Here is a 16,619-nt window from a genome sequence, read left to right on the forward strand (position 1 = left end):
GCGACATTCCAGTACCGAAGGCGAATGAAGGATATGAAGGCGGAAGCTGGACACCGACAGAGCCAACGGAAGAGACCAAGGTAGAAGACGGTGCGAAGTATACCTATACCTTTGAAAAGAGAAGTGACCTTCATTATGAAGTGCATTACTTCTATGACGAAGTAGAAGCCGAAGATCAGGCAGTTGTATCTGATGAAGGAGTATTTGGAGAAGCAATTCCTTATACTACAGAATCTCCGGTAGAGTACAATGATCACAACTATGTATTTGACAGAGTAGATGGCAAAGGCAAGGTAATCACAACAGATGCGGACGCAAACGTAGTTAACGTATACTACGCACTCGATGAAAAGGGTATTGATCCGGAAGATCCGAATGACCCGACACATCCAGATGAGACTGCGGATAAATATCAGGTAGTCTTCACATATGTGGCTGGAGATCACGGAACAGTTGACGGAACTCTTGCAGAAGTAGTGACACGTCCAAATAACAGCACGACAGATCCTGTAAAAGCAGAAGCTAAGGTTACTGTAGTAGCAGAAAACGGATATCATTTCGTAGACTGGACCACACAGGATGGACAGCATTATGCAGATGTCGAGGCAATCCGTGCTGCAGAGTTTGATAAAGATACTGTCTTCACGGCAAACTTTGCAGAAGATGGCAACATTATGATCAACTACGAGGCTGGAAACGGCGGATCTGTTGATCCTGTAAATGAAGAACTTGCACCGGCAACAGGAAAAGCTGAAGGTTCTACAGCAACACCGGCAGACGGATATGTATTCGTTAACTGGACAGATGAAGAGGGCGAAGCAGTCAGCACAGACGCGAAGTTTGTACCTGAAAAGGTAAATGGACTGAACGTGGCAGCAACCTACACAGCAAACTTCACAGAAAGAACGGACCTTCATTACGAAGTGCATTACTTCTATGATGGAACAGAGGCGGAAGATCAGGCAGTTGTCAATGACAAGGCAACATTTGGAACTGAAATTCCGTATGATGCTACATCACCGAAAGAATACAATGGCCATAACTATGTACTTGACAGAGTGGAAGGCATAGGAAATAAAGTTACAACTGATGAAGATGCCAATGTAGTGAATGTATACTACACACTGGATGAGATCGGAACAGATCCGGAGAATCCGAACAATCCGGACAATGTACCGGATAAATATCAGGTAACTGTATCTTATGAAGCAGTAAATGGTGAAGTAAGCAAAGATTATGCAGTTGTAACTTTGATGGATGAAGCAGGAAATCCGGCTAAGAACGGAACCGGTCATCTGACAGAGGAACAGATCGCAACGGCAACCGCGGCAGACGGCTATGATCAGAATACCCTGACATGGACACCTGGCACACCGGCTATAGATTATGCGATCACAGGCGACATGACATTCACAGCTACTTTCGATCAGAGAAGTGACCTTCATTACGAAGTACATTACTTCTATGACGAAGTGGAAGCCGAAGATCAGGCAGTTGCAGCGGACAATGGAGTCTTCGGAGAAGCCATTCCATACACAGCAGAAGCTACAGCAGAGTACAATGGACATCATTATGTACTTGACAGAGTGGATGGTGCAGACAAGAAGATCACAACCGATGCAGCAGCAAACGTAGTCAATGTATACTACACACTGGATGAGAAGGGAACTGATCCTGAAGATCCAGACAATCCGGATAATGTACCGGATAAGTATCAGGCAACTGTGACTTATGCAGTAGTCAATGGTACACTTGACAGAACATCAGCAGTCGTGACTCTGAAGGATGCAGACGGAAATCCGGCAGAAGACGGAAACGGTTATCTGACAGAGGAACAGATTGCAGCAGCAACCGCAAACGATGGTTATGCACAGGACAGCCTGACATGGGCACCGGAAGCACCGACCACAGAAGTTGCAATTACAGAAGATATGACCTTTACGGCAACCTTCGAAAAGAGAAATGACCTTCATTACGAAGTGCATTACTTCTATGACGAAGAGGAAGCAGAAGATCAGACAGTTGTATCTGATGAGGGAGTATTTGGCGAAGCAATTCCATACACGTCAGAATCTCCGGTAGAGTACAATGATCACAACTATGTACTTGACAGAGTGGATGGCGAAGGAAAGACCATCTCAACGAATGCAGCAGCAAACATAATCAATGTTTACTATGCACTGGATGAGAAGGGTGTCGATCCTGAAGATCCAGATAACCCGGATAATCCGGATGGTACAGCTGACAAATATCAGGTAGCATTTACCTATGTTGCCGGAGCACATGGCTCCGTAGACGGAACGCTTGCAGAAGTTGTTACACGTCCTGATAACAGCACAGAAGCTCCTGTGAAAGCAGCGGCTGAAGTAACTGCAACCCCGGACAGCGGATATCATTTCGTTGACTGGACAACACAGGATGGACAGCACTTTGCAGACGTAGAATCAATCCGCGCTGCAGAATTTGACGAGGACACAGTCTTCACGGCAAACTTCGCGGAGGATGGCAATGTTGTAATCAATTACGCAGCAACAGAAGGCGGATCCGTAAACCCTGTAAACGAATCCCTTGCACCTGCAACAGGCAATGCAGCTGGATCTACAGCAACAGCAGCCGACGGTTACCGGTTTGTGAACTGGACCGATGCAGAAGGAAACGTTGTCAGTACAGACGCTCACTTTGCACCTGCAAAAGTGAACGGACTGAACGTAGCAGCAACCTACACGGCTCACTTCGAAAGAAGAACAGACCTTCATTATGAAGTACATTACTTCTATGATGGTACAGAAGCCGAAGATCAGGCAGTTGTAAACGACAATGCAACCTTTGGAGAAGAGATTCCGTATACAGATACCGCATCCGTAACCTACAACGGACAGAATTACATTCTCGACAGAGTAGACGGAGCAGGCAATACAGTCACAACGGATGCAGACGCAAACGTTGTCAATGTATACTACACACTGGATGAAATCGGAACCGATCCGGAAAATCCGGATAACCCGGATAACGTACCGGATAAATACCAGGTAACTGTTACTTTTGTAGCAGGTGACCACGGTACTGTAACCGGAACGACAACAGAAGTGATCACACGTACAGATGCCGATGGAAATTACAGCGAAAACGCGCCGGTTTCCGTACAGGCAGACGTAACGGCAACACCGGATACCGGATACCACATCACAGGATGGACAGCAAGCGATGGAAGAACATTTGCAGATCTGGACGCTGTACGGACAGCACAGTTCGATGAGGACACTGTTCTGACAGCAAACTTTGATATCAATGTCTACACCGTAACTGTTGTAGATCCGGATGGAGATGTCATCACGGAAATCGAAGTTCCACATGGTGGAAACGTTGATCTTGATGAAATTGAAGTACCGGAAATTCCGGGATACGAATTCGATGGATTCGATCATGACGGACAGAACATCCAGGGTGATACAGTGATCCATGCAGAGTATACACAGGTAGAAGAACCGGAAGAGCCAACGACACCAACAGTGCCGACACTTCCGACAACACCAACGACGCCTGGTACTCCGACGACACCGACACTTCCTGTAACACCTGCAAACCCTGGAACACCGACAACACCGGCATTACCGGGAGCACCGGCAGCTGCAGGAACTACAGCACCAATCGTTTACGCGGACGGCGTTGTAGTAGATGACGCAGAACCGGCAGAAGACGACTACAACTTAAATGAAGTAGAACGTGACGGTGACACAGAAACCATCGATGAAGATGCAACACCACTTGGAAACATGGATCTTGACAAAGATGATGACCACAAGTGCTGTATCCTTCACTTCATCCTTCTCTTACTGGCCCTGATCGTGGAACTGATTTATACCCACGACCGCAAAAAACGCCAGGAAAGAATCTTCGAATTAAGAAGAGAACTTGAAGACATTGATGACGAAGAACTTCAGGCAGACAGGTAGACAGAAAAAGGAGGCAAACAGTATGTATGAATTTGTTCACACTAAATTAGGCTTCTGCTTCTGGGATATTCCGGCACTGATTGTATTGATTGCAATTATTGCGATCTTCGTCGTTCACGTCATCAGACAAAAAAGACGTGAAAACGAGTTTGAAGACGAACTCTCAGACAAGATGGCTCAGAAAGCGGCAGCTGAAAAAACAAACCAATAATTAAATTATTGTAATGTTGGGGACGTGTTCCGATGCATCGGAACACGTCCCCTTTGAAAAAAGTATAACATTTTGTCAAATGTTTATTACACACATCTTACAACCATCAATCCCTTTAATAATCAAAAGTTATTTATTCAAACACAAAATTCATAATAGATTTTTTGTAACCTTTTTGACATAAATCTTGTGTATACTTGATATATCGTAATAACTAAAAATAAATCTAAAACGAAAGAAAAATTGTCATCTGATTTTTTAGATTATAATCTATTTTTTGATCGCTTTTATTATTGACAGGAGCGTTGCTCAGGCGTATACTTACAAACGATATCTGGCATCATTCAGGATGTCTTTTTTCATTCATCCCGATTCAGGGAAGTATTCCAAATTAACATTTCATAAAACAGAGTTGTGCTCAGAAAAGTAGTGCGGATAAAAAGGAAGTGGTCGTCAAAAGAGAATTTCGTCTTCATATCAATTGAATTACCTCACAGATTTATGTACAATAAAAGGAGAAAAAGATGCAAGAAAACAAAATAAAACCATTAAAGGATTTGAGGCTGTTAGACCGCTTCGTGGTTAAAATCCATTCGTCTGGATGTTTATTCTGTTGATGAAGAGGGAACTGTCTACGATACAGAAATGCAGCAGGATCATCGGTACGATCTGGAGAAAAGAAGCCGATATTATCAGGGCTTGTTGGACAGCTCTCTCCTGGAGCCGGGAGAGAGGAACTATAACAAGCTGAATGACACCTACATTATCATGATTATGCCGTTTGATCTCTTCGGTAAAGGAAGGTATCAATATACGATACAAGCTTCGTGTGTAGAAGACAAGAGCATTCAGGTTCAGGACGGGGCTACCCGTATCTTCCTAAATACCCACGGAAAGAACAAAGAAGAAGTCCGCCCGGAACTGATTGAATTCCTGAACTATGTGGAAAAGACCAATGAACTGCAGGGAGAAATGTTCCACAGTGAAAAAGTAACAAAGATCCAGAAAGCCGTGCAGCAGATCAAATCCAACGAACAGATTGGAGTGAAATATATGCAGGAGTGGGAAGAAAGGCAGGATGAGATCGACAAGGCGATTGAAGCAGATCGTGAAAAGCGAACGCTTGAACTGATTCAGAAAAAGCAGGCAAAGGGCAAAGATCTCACACAGATTGCAGACGAGTTGGAAATGACCGAAGAGGAAGTGCAGAGACTTCTAGGCAAAAAAGGCTTGCTGGAGAACGAATAAACAAGAAGTGAAAAACGCATGCATTTCAAATGAAAACATCTCAATTTGGGAAAGGGATTAGTGTGAAAAATTCCTTTCCCAACGATTTAAAAGGTTCATACTGGAACAATTCAAAAACGAATCAAAAAATCAAGTCAAAAAAGAATTCCATATTTAATCAATTGAATTACCCCGGAGATTTATGTACAATAAAAGGAGAAATAAATGCAGAAAAACAAAATAAAACCATTAAAGGATTTGAGACTGTTGGACCGCTTTCTGTTCGCTGAGCTGATGGAAGATGAGGAATGCAGCAAAGAAGTGCTGGAAATCATTTTAGGGAAGGAGATCAGCCTGTTGTCCAAGGATCAGACAGAAAAAGAAATCAGGACAGCTACATGGCTGAAGTCGATCCGTCTGGATGTCTATTCTGTTGATGAAGAAGGAACTGTCTATGATACAGAAATGCAGCAAAACTGGAGAGATGACTTAGAAAAGCGAAGCAGGTATTATCAGGGACTGCTGGACAGTTCCCTGCTGGTTCCGGGAGAGCAGAGTTATAATGCGTTAAATGATACGTATATCATCATGATTATGCCCTTTGACTTGTTTAGAAAAGGAAGATATCAGTATACAATCAAAGCTTTCTGTGAGGAAGACAAAGAAATCCAGATTCAGGATGGAGCAACCCGCATCTTTCTCAATACACACGGAAAGAACAAAGAAGAAATTAGGCCGGAACTGATTGAATTTCTGAATTATGTAGAAAAGACCAATGAGCTGCAGGAAGAAACGTTCCGTAGCGAAAAAGTAACAAAAATCCAGAAAGCTGTGCGGCAGATCAAATCCAATGAAGAGATTGGAGTGAAATATATGCAGAAGTGGGAAGAAATCGCAGAAGCACGTGCGGAAGGGCGAACAGAAGGACGCGAAGAATATACTCTTGAGTTAATTCGGAAAAAGCAGGAAAAGGGGAAGAGCCTCGCACAGATCGCGGAAGATCTGGAAATGACAGAAGAGGAAGTGCAGAGCGTTTTGGAACGGATCAGAGAGGAATCCGAAGAACAGTAAGAATACAATTTGTTTTATAGGATCAAATCAGAATTTCTAGACTTGGGAAAAGACTGTAAGACAGTCCCTTTTCCCAAGCATTTCAAGAATCAAATCAAATGAAATTATCAAATCGAAAAAAGAATTCCATATTTAATCAATTGAATTACCTCGCAGATTTAGGTACAATAAAAGGAGAAACAAATGCAGAAAAACAAAATAAAACCATTAAAGGATTTGAGGCTGTTAGACCGCTTTCTGTTTGCGGAACTGATGGAAGATGAGGAATGCAGCAAAGAGGTACTGGAAATTATTTTGGGGAAAGAGATTCAACTTCTGCCTAAGAATCAGACAGAAAAAGAAGTCCGGACCGCTTCGTGGCTGAAATCCATTCGGCTGGATGTTTACTCCGTTGATGAAGAGGGAACTGTCTATGATACAGAAATGCAGCAAAACTGGAGGGATGACTTAGAAAAGCGAAGCAGGTATTATCAGGGCCTGCTGGACAGTTCCCTACTGGTTCCGGGAGAGCAGAGTTATAATGCGTTAAATGATACGTATATCATCATGATTATGCCCTTTGACTTGTTTGGAAAAGGAAGATATCAGTATACAATCAAAGCTTTCTGTGAGGAAGACAAAGAAATCCAGATACAGGATGGAGCAACCCGCATCTTTCTAAATACCCATGGAAAGAATAAAGAGGAAGTACGTCCGGAACTGATTGAATTTTTGAGCTATGTGGAGAAGACCAATGAACTGCAGGAAGCAATGTTCCATAGCGAAAAGGTGACGAAGATCCAGAAAGCTGTGCAGCAGATCAAATCCAATGAAGAGATTGGAGTGAAATATATGCAGAAGTGGGAAGAAATCGCAGAAGCACGTGCGGAAGGACGTGAGGAAGGCCGCGAAGAAGGAAGGGAGCAGCTTTTAATCAATCAGATTCAGAAAAAGAAAGCAAAAGGCAAAGATATCACGCAGATCGCAGACGAGCTTGAAATGACAGAAGAGGAAGTGCAGAAAATCCTGGACAAGTATGCCGAAACAACTCAAGCCCAAATCTGAAAAGGAATCAATAAATAATAAATCATCATTTTTTTGAAATCCAGACCAGCGTCTCCATGCACCCATTACTTGACTTCCGGATATGCTTTTCGATATAATACACGAAGAAAAACATAAAGGGGAGCAGGGTGTGAAAGAAAAGAAACGGATGTGGACAATCCTCGTGGCTGCCTGGATGGTCGTGATCTTTTTGTTCTCGGCGCAGCCGTCCGACGAGTCTTCTAAAGAAAGCCTTTTCGTGGGCAGGATGGTAGGCCAGATCTTCGTAAAAGATTTTGAAGAATGGCCGGAAGAGGAGCAGGAGGCATTTGCAGAGGCAATCAATTATCCGGTCAGGAAGACGGCTCATGCGACGGAGTATGCCATTCTTGGCATTCTTGTGTTTATGAGATGCCGTTGTCAGGACACATGGAGCAGAAAGCGGATGATTGCGACTGCGTGGGGAATCAGTACGGCTTATGCGGCGACAGATGAGTTTCATCAGATTTTTGTCCCGGGACGGGCAGGAATGGTGACGGATGTGATGATTGATTCATCCGGAGCACTGGCGGGAATTCTGCTGGCGGCTTTGGCTGGATTTATTATAATAGGTAGAAACAGGAGAACAGAGTATGGAAGTTAAACTCGCAAAAACGGCGGGGTTCTGTTTTGGGGTAAAACGTGCTGTAGACACGGTTTACGAGCAGGCCCGGCAGCGAAAGGAACGGCTGGACGCCGGCGAAGAAAATGTGCCGGATATTTATACCTTTGGTCCGGTCATTCACAATGAAGAGGTCGTAAAAGATCTGGAAAAGAAAGGGGTCAAAGTGCTCCGGTCAGAAGAAGAGCTGATGGAGCTCCGGGAAGGACATGTCATTATCCGTTCTCACGGAGTCGGAAAAACCGTTTATGATATTCTGGAAAAAAATAACATCGGGTACACGGACATGACCTGTCCATTCGTGAAAAAAATCCACGATATTGTGAAGCGGGAAAGCGAAGCAGGAAAGTACATTATTATCATCGGAAATCCGGAACATCCGGAGGTGAAAGGGATCCGCGGATGGGCCGGAAACCGGGTGAGCGTGATCGAAAGTGAGGCGGAAGCAAGGGAATTTTGCCTTGGGAATACAGAATTAAAAGATGAGTCAGACAATAAAATCTGTATTGTCTCGCAGACGACATTTAATTACAATAAATTCAAATATTTAGTTGAAATTCTTATGAAAACGAGGTATGATATAAGTGTTTTAAATACAATCTGCAATGCCACAAAAGAGCGTCAGACAGAGGCTGAACATATTGCAAACGAAGTGGACGCGATGATTGTGATCGGTGACAAACACAGTTCCAATACCCAGAAATTGTTTGAAATATGTAAGAAGGCATGTGAAAATACGTACTACATACAGACTCTTGACGATTTGAATATGAATCAATTAAAGTTAAAGTCCGTGGAAGCAGTAGGTATTACAGCAGGGGCATCCACGCCCAATAATATAATTGAGGAGGTTCAAAATAATGTCAGACTTAACTTTTGAACAAATGTTAGAGGAATCTTTTAAGACAATACACAATGGAGAGGTTGTAGAAGGTACAGTAATCGATGTGAAACCGGATGAGATCATCTTAAACATCGGATACAAAGCAGACGGAATTATTTCCAGAAGCGAATATACAAACGAACCGAACGTAGACCTGACAACCATTGTATCTGTTGGAGATTCCATGACAGCGAAAGTTTTAAAAGTAAACGACGGGGAAGGCCAGGTATTACTGACCTACAAGAGACTCGCAGCTGAAAAAGGAAATGAAAGACTCAGGGAAGCATTCGAAAATAAAGAAGTACTCAAAGCGCCGGTTACACAGATTCTTGGCGGCGGCCTGAGTGTTGTTGTTGAAGAAGCACGAGTATTTATCCCGGCAAGTCTTGTATCAGATACATATGAGAAAGACCTGAGCAAATATCAGGGACAGGAGATTGAATTTGTAATCAGCGAGTTCAATCCGAGAAGAAACCGTATCATCGGTGACAGAAGACAGCTTCTTGTTGCTGAGAAAGCAGAAAAACAGAAAGAGATTTTTGCAAACCTGCATGCAGGTGATACAGTAGAAGGTGTTGTAAAGAATATTACAGATTTCGGTGCATTTATCGATCTCGGCGGAGTAGACGGACTGCTTCATATTTCCGAGATGTCCTGGGGACGTGTCGATAATCCGAAGAAACTGTTCCATGTAGGAGAGACAGTAAAAGTACTTGTAAAAGATGTTCACGATACAAAGATCGCATTATCTTTGAAATTCCCGGAGACAAATCCATGGCTTCACGCAGCTGAGGATTATGCAGTGGGAAATGTCGTAACAGGAGAAGTAGCCAGAATGACAGATTTTGGTGCTTTCGTAGAGCTGGTACCGGGTGTTGACGCACTCCTTCATGTATCTCAGATTTCAAGAGCGCATGTTGAGAAACCTGCGGACGTTCTGAAAGTCGGACAGGAAATCACAGCGAAAGTCGTTGATTTAAACGAAGAAGAAAAGAAGATCAGTTTAAGCATGAAAGCGTTAGAGCCGGCTGCTGAGGAAGCAAAAGAGGAAGTTGCAGAGGCAGAGTAGTACTACCGGTTGTGATGCATATATAAATGCTGCAGAGTAAAAATAGAGGCTACTTGCTTTAGTCTCTATTTTTTCATGTTTTTTCATATGTTAAAAAAAGAACGAGGAGGAAAAAAAGATGGGACTTTTAACTTTCAAGGGTGGAATACATCCGAATGATGGAAAAAGTCTGGCCAAGGACAAGGCGATTGTCGAAGTCCTGCCTGAAGGAGATCTGGTCTTTCCGCTTTCGCAGCACATTGGTGCTCCGGCAGCCCCGATTGTCAAGGTCGGAGATCAGGTTCTGAAAGGACAAAAGATTGCAGAGGCCGGAGGGTTTGTCTCTGCCCCGGTCTATTCATCTGTTTCCGGAAAGGTGAAGGCGATTGCTCCGTACTTTACACCGACCGGGGGAAAGGTTTCGTCCATTATTATTGAGAATGACGGGACCTATACGGAAGCTGAAAGGCTGAATACCAGATCGCTGGATCTGATTACCAAAGAAGAGATTCTGAATCTGATTTCAGAGGCCGGAATTGTCGGAATGGGCGGTGCCGGATTCCCTACAAGGGTGAAGCTTTCACCGAAGGAGCCGGAGAAAATCGAATACGTCATTGCAAACTGTGCGGAGTGTGAGCCGTACATTACAGCCGACTACCGCAGAATGCTGGAAAATCCGGAAGAGCTTGTAGAGGGGATGCGCGTGATTCTGAAGCTTTTCGATAATGCAAAGGGTATCTTTGCGGTGGAGGATAACAAGCCGGACTGTATCGCGAAGCTGGAACAGCTGACAAGCGGTGAGCCGAGGATGGAAGTGGTCAGACTGATGACCAAATATCCGCAGGGCGGTGAGCGCCAGCTGATCTATGCAGTGACAAAAAGAGCCATCAATTCTTCCATGCTTCCGGCGGATGTTGGATGTGTCGTAGACAATGTGGAGACAATCATTCACATTTACGATGCGGTAGTCAACGGAAGACCATGTATTGACCGTGTTGTGACAGTCAGTGGAGATGGAATTGCCGAACCGGGCAACTTTAAGGTTCCGCTTGGCATCAATCAGCAGGAGCTGATCAAGGCGGCAGGCGGATTGAAAGGGGCTCCTGAGAAAGTGATTTCCGGAGGACCGATGATGGGATTTGCCATGTTTACTCTGGATGTTCCTGTCACGAAAACTTCTTCATCGATTTTATGCCTGACAAAGGATGAGGTGGCAAGGTATGAGCCGTCAGCATGTATCAACTGCGGCAGATGTATTGACGCATGTCCGAGCCGTCTGATCCCGTCCAGACTTGCAGATTATGCAGAGCGCCATGACGAGGCGGCATTTGAAAAAGAATTCGGTGTGGAATGTATGGAATGTGGTTCCTGCAGCTATGTCTGCCCGGCAAAACGGCAGCTGAAGCAGGCGATCAGCTCCATGAGAAAGACCGTTCTGGCGAACAGGAAGAAAAAGTAGAAAGTGAGAGGTGGACAAAGTGAACGAACAGTTTAATATTTCGGCATCTCCGCACATACGGGCCAAAGACACTACAGAAAATATCATGCTGTGGGTAATCATCGCGCTTCTGCCGACAACCCTTTTTGGAATCTGGAATTTCCGTGATCAGAATGCGTGGATTCTTGTCGTGGTGACAGTGGCAGCGGCTGTGCTTACGGAGTATCTTTATGAGAAGCTGATGCATAAAAAAGTGACAATCAAAGACATGAGTGCGGCAGTCACAGGACTTCTGCTGGCACTGAACCTTCCGGCGTCCGCTCCATGGTGGATGGGCGTTCTGGGAGCCGTATTTGCGATTCTGATTGTCAAGCAGCTCTTCGGAGGCCTGGGACAGAACTTTATGAACCCGGCTCTTGCTGCAAGATGTTTCCTCCTGATTTCTTTCACAGGAAGAATGACATCCTTTACATATGACGGTGTAACCGGGGCAACTCCGCTTGCAACCATGCGTGCGGACGGCTCCATTGCCAACGTAGACACAATGAAAATGTTCATCGGTCAGATCCCGGGAACAATCGGTGAGACATCCGTTATCGCGATCATGATCGGTGCGATTATCCTTCTTCTGAAAGGAATCATTGATCTGAGAATTCCGGGATCCTATCTTGTGACATTTGTGATCTTCATCACAATTTTCGGCGGCCACGGATTTGACTGGAGCTTCATCACCGCGCACCTTTGCGGCGGCGGTATCATGCTTGGCGCATGGTTCATGGCAACAGACTACGTGACAAGCCCGATCACGAAGAAAGGTCAGATTATTTACGGTATCCTTCTTGGTATCCTGACAGGACTGTTCCGTCTTTTCGGAGGATCTGCAGAGGGAGTTTCCTATGCGATCATCATCGGCAATATCCTTGTTCCGCTGATCGAGAAGGTTACTCTTCCAAAACCATTTGGTAAAGGAGGAGAGAAATAATGAACAAGATTATTAAAAATACAATTATCCTGACAATTATCACACTTGTTTCCGGAGTGGCCCTCGGCGCGGTATATGAGATTACAAAGGCTCCGATTGCCAACGCACAGGAAGAGGCAAAGCAGGAAGCATACAAACAGGTATTCGAGGATGCGGATTCCTTTGATGACCTGGAGGTAGATGCCAAAGAGGCGGCGGAAGCTGTCAAGGCGGCAGGCGTGGATGACGGTGCAGAGATCAATGAAGCAGTCGAGGCAAAACAGGGCGGTGAAACGATCGGATACGTGATCACAGCTACCGACCCGAACGGTTACGGCGGGGATATTCAGGTGTCCGTTGGAATCCAGAATGATGGAACAGTAAACGGAATCGCGATTCTTTCCATCAATGAGACTGCAGGACTTGGTATGAAAGCTTCCGAACCGGAATTCTACGAGCAGTATTCCGGCAAGCAGACCGATCATTTCTATGTCTCAAAAGACGGAGGCGAGGGAGAACAGATCGATGCCATCAGCGGTGCTACAATCACTACCAGAGCGGTGACAGGAGCGGTCAATGCGTCTCTTGGATATTATCAGAATGTGTTAGGAGGCAGTGCAGATGAATAGATGTGTCGAACGTTTATATAATGGTATTATCAAAGAGAACCCGACTTTCGTCATGATGCTCGGAATGTGTCCGACACTTGCGGTAACGACTTCCGCCATCAACGGAATCGGAATGGGACTCTCCACAACGGTGGTACTGGTACTGTCCAATATGATGATTTCCGCACTTCGGAAAATCATTCCGGATTCAGTCCGTATCCCGGCGTTTATCGTAGTCGTTGCCTCTTTCGTAACGATTGTACAGTTCCTTCTTCAGGGATTTGTGCCAAGCCTTTATGATTCGCTTGGGCTTTACATTCCTCTGATCGTTGTAAACTGTATCATTCTTGGACGTGCGGAAAGCTACGCGTCCAAAAACCCGATTATTCCGTCTCTGTTCGACGGCCTTGGAATGGGACTTGGATTTACATTTGGACTTACCTGCATCGGTATCGTAAGAGAAATTCTGGGAGCGGGCCAGGTATTCGGTTTCCAGATCATGCCGTCCTCCTATGAACCGATCACGATCTTTATCCTGGCTCCGGGCGCGTTTATCGTGTTATCCATGCTGGTAGCCACAAGAAACAAGATCATGAACAATATGGAAAAGAAAGGCAAGAAAGTTGTGAAGCCTCAGGGCGGCTGCGCGGAAGGCGGATGCGCTTCCTGCGGCGGATGTGCTTCTTCACTTTCTTCCGGTCAGGACAAGGAATAGGAGGGGGAACAGATGAAAGAATTATTTATCATTGCAGTAGGCTCTGCGCTTGTTAATAACGTCGTGCTGAGCCAGTTCCTTGGAATCTGCCCGTTCCTTGGAGTATCAAAGAAGATTGAAACAGCGGCCGGTATGGGCGGAGCGGTTATTTTCGTTATTACGATCGCATCCTTCTGTACAAGTGTTGTATATGAATTTATCCTGCAGCCGTTGAATATCGAATATCTGCAGACGATTGTATTTATTCTTGTGATCGCCGCGCTGGTACAGTTCGTGGAAATGTTTCTGAAAAAGTCCATGCCGTCGCTTTATCAGGCGCTGGGTGTGTACCTGCCGCTGATCACTACAAACTGTGCAGTACTTGGTGTGGCTTTGAACAACGTACAGTATGAATACAACATTTTAAGCAGTGTGGTAAATGGATTTGCGACAGCGGTCGGATTCACAATCGCAATCGTAATCATGGCAGGAATCCGTGAGAAGACAGAACATAATGACGTGCCGGAATCATTTAAAGGAACGCCGATTGTTCTGCTTACGGCAGCGCTGATGTCCATTGCGTTTTTTGGATTTTCAGGTTTGATTTAAGGGAGGAAAATGGATTATGACAGGTATACTCATTGCTGCCGCGATTGTCGGCGGTGTAGGTTTGTTCATCGGTGTCTTCCTGGGAGTCGCAGAAAAGCAGTTCGCAGTGGAAGTTGATGAGCGTGAAGAGGCAATTACCGGGGTGCTTCCGGGAAACAACTGTGGTGGCTGCGGTTACGCAGGATGTTCCGGGCTTGCGGCGGCGATTGTCAAAGGAGAGGCTCCGGTCAATGCCTGCCCGGTAGGGGGCGCGCCGGTTGCCGCGAAAGTAGGAGCGATCATGGGTCAGGACGCAGGAGAGATGACAAAGATGGTTGCTTTTGTGAAATGTGCCGGTACATGCGAAAAGGCAAAAGAAAATTATAAGTACACCGGAACAAAGGACTGTGTCATGGTCAACATGATGCAGAACGGAGGACCGAAAGCATGTACATTCGGATGTCTTGGAGAAGGAAGCTGCGTGGCAGCATGTCCGTTTGACGCGATTCATATTCAGGATGGAATCGCGGTTGTAGATAAGGAAGCATGTAAGGCCTGCGGAAAATGTGTGGCAGCATGTCCGCGGCATCTGATTGAGCTTGTACCGTATGAGCAGAAACATCTTGTACAGTGCAGTTCCCTTGACAAGGGAAAAGATGTAATGAGTGTATGTTCTGTAGGATGTATCGGATGTAAGATGTGTGAAAAAGTCTGCGAATTTGACGCGGTGACTGTTACAAATAATGTGGCACACATTGATCCGGAAAAGTGTACAAACTGCGGAAAATGCGCGGAAAAATGTCCGAAGAAGATTATCAGCTGATGACTACGGTCTGGCGATAGCCGGGACGGAAAAGAGTCACTGATCCCATGAGGGCAGGAAGAGGAAAGAATCAATGAGCAGAAAGAAACGGCTAATGGAAAGCATCAGGATGATAAAAGCGGATCTTTGGAGTATCCGGTATGTCATCCTTGTGCTGGCGGTTTACTTTTTTCTTGCGTGGAACTTCTTTTACTCTTCCTGCCCTTTTGTCATGGTCACCGGCCTGCCATGCCCGGGATGCGGGCTTTCCAGAGCAGGGTTCTGTCTCCTTCGGGGTGAATTCGCGGACGCATGGTATCTGAACCCGTTTATATACGGCATTGCGTTTCTTGCGGCGGCATTTGTAATCCGGAGATACGTGCTTCAAAAAGAGGTCCGGTCTCTTCAAAAATGGCTGATTCTGCTTCTGGCAGGCATGCTTGTATTTTACATTTACCGGATGAGCCGATACTTCCCGGGAGAACCTCCTATGAGCTACTATCCGGGAAATCTGCTGAACCGGATTTATCAGGCCCTGGGACGGATCATGTAAAGTTTACGCTGCTCACACCGAACTGCCGCCTGCATGCACACTCGTCGCGCTGTCTCGCTTCAGTTCCGCACTACGTTCTAAGACTGCTTATACGGGCGTCAAGTTATGCAGATTCTGTGAAATCGGGGATTTCTGTTGTGCTGACGAAAAAAGCATGATAAAATGAAACAAGCGAAAGGGGTAGTCAGACACATGGAAGAGAATAAAAATAATTTTGAAAATACAGAAGAAGTAATGACAGAGCAGACCGGTGCAGGTGATGCTCCGGTGACTCAGCAGCCGGAGGAGCAGCAGGTGGTTCCTATGAAGGAAGAGACAATGCCGAAACAGCCATATACTGCGCCTGATCAGGAACAGCGGGAACAAACTCAGGCTCCGAAGGAAGATATTTCCTATTCTTATGGGGAACAGACGAGAGACGGTATGCCGTACCAGACACAGGGGAATCAGTATCAGGAAGAGTGGGATACGACGCCGCTGACAATGGGTGACTGGCTGTTGACTTTGCTGGCGGCATTTATTCCATGCTGCGGAGGGATTATTCTGTACTGTTACTGGGCGTTTGCCAGAAAGGGAAATATTCACAGGAGAAACTTCTGCCGTGCGGCACTGATAGTAGAGGCGGTACTTATTGTATTACTGATTATTTTCCTGATCCTGGTGGTGATCATCGGAAGTGTATCCTACGGTGAGACAATGAGTGACTATTATTATTACGGATATTAGAAGATGAGAACGGGGCGGCCATTTCGGAAGCTCCGTTTTTCAATGCGGGTTTTACTATCGACAGCACTGAAGAATAAAAACTTTTCGCAATAAAAATCCCAGAGATTTCCTGCTTTTCTTCTGTTTAATGTAAAATAAAAGAAAAAAATTTTACACACAGGAGAAAAGTATG

The 16,619-nt window shown here is 45.3% G+C and carries 17 protein-coding genes; all 17 read left to right on the top strand.

Annotation, left to right across the window (positions count from 1 at the left end; translation table 11 throughout):
* Positions 1-3,953, top strand: a 3,953-nt coding sequence (locus H6A32_RS16560) for an InlB B-repeat-containing protein (protein ID WP_346342296.1), incomplete at its 5' end; no start/stop codon positions are given.
* A 22-nt stretch (positions 3,954-3,975) separates the two neighbouring features.
* Entirely contained in the window at positions 3,976-4,164 is a 189-nt protein-coding gene (locus tag H6A32_RS15000; RefSeq protein ID WP_087169247.1) for a hypothetical protein, read from the top strand.
* Between the two features lie 597 nt (positions 4,165-4,761).
* A complete protein-coding gene (locus H6A32_RS15005; protein WP_207753168.1) occupies positions 4,762-5,412 on the top strand; it encodes an Rpn family recombination-promoting nuclease/putative transposase in 651 nt (216 codons plus the stop codon).
* Between the two features lie 29 nt (positions 5,413-5,441).
* Positions 5,442-5,681: a hypothetical protein gene (locus tag H6A32_RS15010; RefSeq protein WP_204864734.1), complete on the top strand. Its 240-nt coding sequence runs from the start codon at positions 5,442-5,444 to the stop codon at positions 5,679-5,681.
* The gene (locus H6A32_RS15015) at positions 5,617-6,462 is read left to right on the top strand and encodes an Rpn family recombination-promoting nuclease/putative transposase (RefSeq protein WP_204864735.1); all 846 of its coding nucleotides are present in this window, start codon (positions 5,617-5,619) and stop codon (positions 6,460-6,462) included. Before H6A32_RS15010 ends, H6A32_RS15015 begins: the two co-directional genes overlap by 65 nt.
* A 183-nt stretch (positions 6,463-6,645) precedes the next feature.
* Positions 6,646-7,506 carry an Rpn family recombination-promoting nuclease/putative transposase gene (locus H6A32_RS15020; RefSeq protein ID WP_204864736.1) on the top strand — a complete coding sequence of 287 codons (861 nt, stop codon included), beginning with the start codon at positions 6,646-6,648 and terminating at the stop codon, positions 7,504-7,506.
* Between the two features lie 130 nt (positions 7,507-7,636).
* Positions 7,637-8,128, top strand: a complete 492-nt coding sequence (locus H6A32_RS15025; RefSeq protein ID WP_346342297.1) for a VanZ family protein — start codon at positions 7,637-7,639, stop codon at positions 8,126-8,128.
* A complete protein-coding gene (gene ispH, locus H6A32_RS15030; RefSeq protein WP_087169245.1) occupies positions 8,118-9,026 on the top strand; it encodes a 4-hydroxy-3-methylbut-2-enyl diphosphate reductase in 909 nt (302 codons plus the stop codon). The genes H6A32_RS15025 and ispH overlap by 11 nt, the downstream gene beginning before the upstream one ends.
* Entirely contained in the window at positions 9,007-10,098 is a 1,092-nt protein-coding gene (gene rpsA / locus H6A32_RS15035) for a 30S ribosomal protein S1 (RefSeq protein WP_204864737.1), read from the top strand. The genes ispH and rpsA overlap by 20 nt, the downstream gene beginning before the upstream one ends.
* 118 nt (positions 10,099-10,216) lie before the next feature.
* Positions 10,217-11,536, top strand: a complete 1,320-nt coding sequence (rsxC, locus tag H6A32_RS15040) for an electron transport complex subunit RsxC (protein ID WP_204864738.1) — start codon at positions 10,217-10,219, stop codon at positions 11,534-11,536.
* Between the two features lie 19 nt (positions 11,537-11,555).
* Complete coding sequence (locus H6A32_RS15045; RefSeq protein ID WP_118635661.1) at positions 11,556-12,497, top strand: RnfABCDGE type electron transport complex subunit D; 942 nt, start codon at positions 11,556-11,558, stop codon at positions 12,495-12,497.
* A complete protein-coding gene (locus H6A32_RS15050) occupies positions 12,497-13,105 on the top strand; it encodes an RnfABCDGE type electron transport complex subunit G (protein ID WP_087252078.1) in 609 nt (202 codons plus the stop codon). The genes H6A32_RS15045 and H6A32_RS15050 overlap by 1 nt, the downstream gene beginning before the upstream one ends.
* Complete coding sequence (gene rsxE, locus H6A32_RS15055; protein WP_087252077.1) at positions 13,098-13,799, top strand: electron transport complex subunit RsxE; 702 nt, start codon at positions 13,098-13,100, stop codon at positions 13,797-13,799. The genes H6A32_RS15050 and rsxE overlap by 8 nt, the downstream gene beginning before the upstream one ends.
* Positions 13,800-13,811: 12 nt before the next feature.
* Positions 13,812-14,387: an electron transport complex subunit RsxA gene (gene rsxA / locus H6A32_RS15060; protein ID WP_087169239.1), complete on the top strand. Its 576-nt coding sequence runs from the start codon at positions 13,812-13,814 to the stop codon at positions 14,385-14,387.
* Positions 14,388-14,403: 16 nt separating this feature from the next.
* Positions 14,404-15,189 carry an RnfABCDGE type electron transport complex subunit B gene (locus H6A32_RS15065; RefSeq protein ID WP_087169238.1) on the top strand — a complete coding sequence of 262 codons (786 nt, stop codon included), beginning with the start codon at positions 14,404-14,406 and terminating at the stop codon, positions 15,187-15,189.
* A 73-nt stretch (positions 15,190-15,262) separates the two neighbouring features.
* Positions 15,263-15,721: a DUF2752 domain-containing protein gene (locus H6A32_RS15070; protein ID WP_087252076.1), complete on the top strand. Its 459-nt coding sequence runs from the start codon at positions 15,263-15,265 to the stop codon at positions 15,719-15,721.
* Between the two features lie 162 nt (positions 15,722-15,883).
* Positions 15,884-16,447, top strand: coding sequence for a hypothetical protein (locus H6A32_RS15075; RefSeq protein WP_158099193.1), 564 nt, complete (start codon positions 15,884-15,886; stop codon positions 16,445-16,447).
* Positions 16,448-16,619: the final 172 nt, after the last annotated feature.

Source organism: Drancourtella massiliensis (assembly GCF_016900655.1).
Taxonomy (GTDB): domain Bacteria; phylum Bacillota; class Clostridia; order Lachnospirales; family Lachnospiraceae; genus Sellimonas; species Sellimonas catena.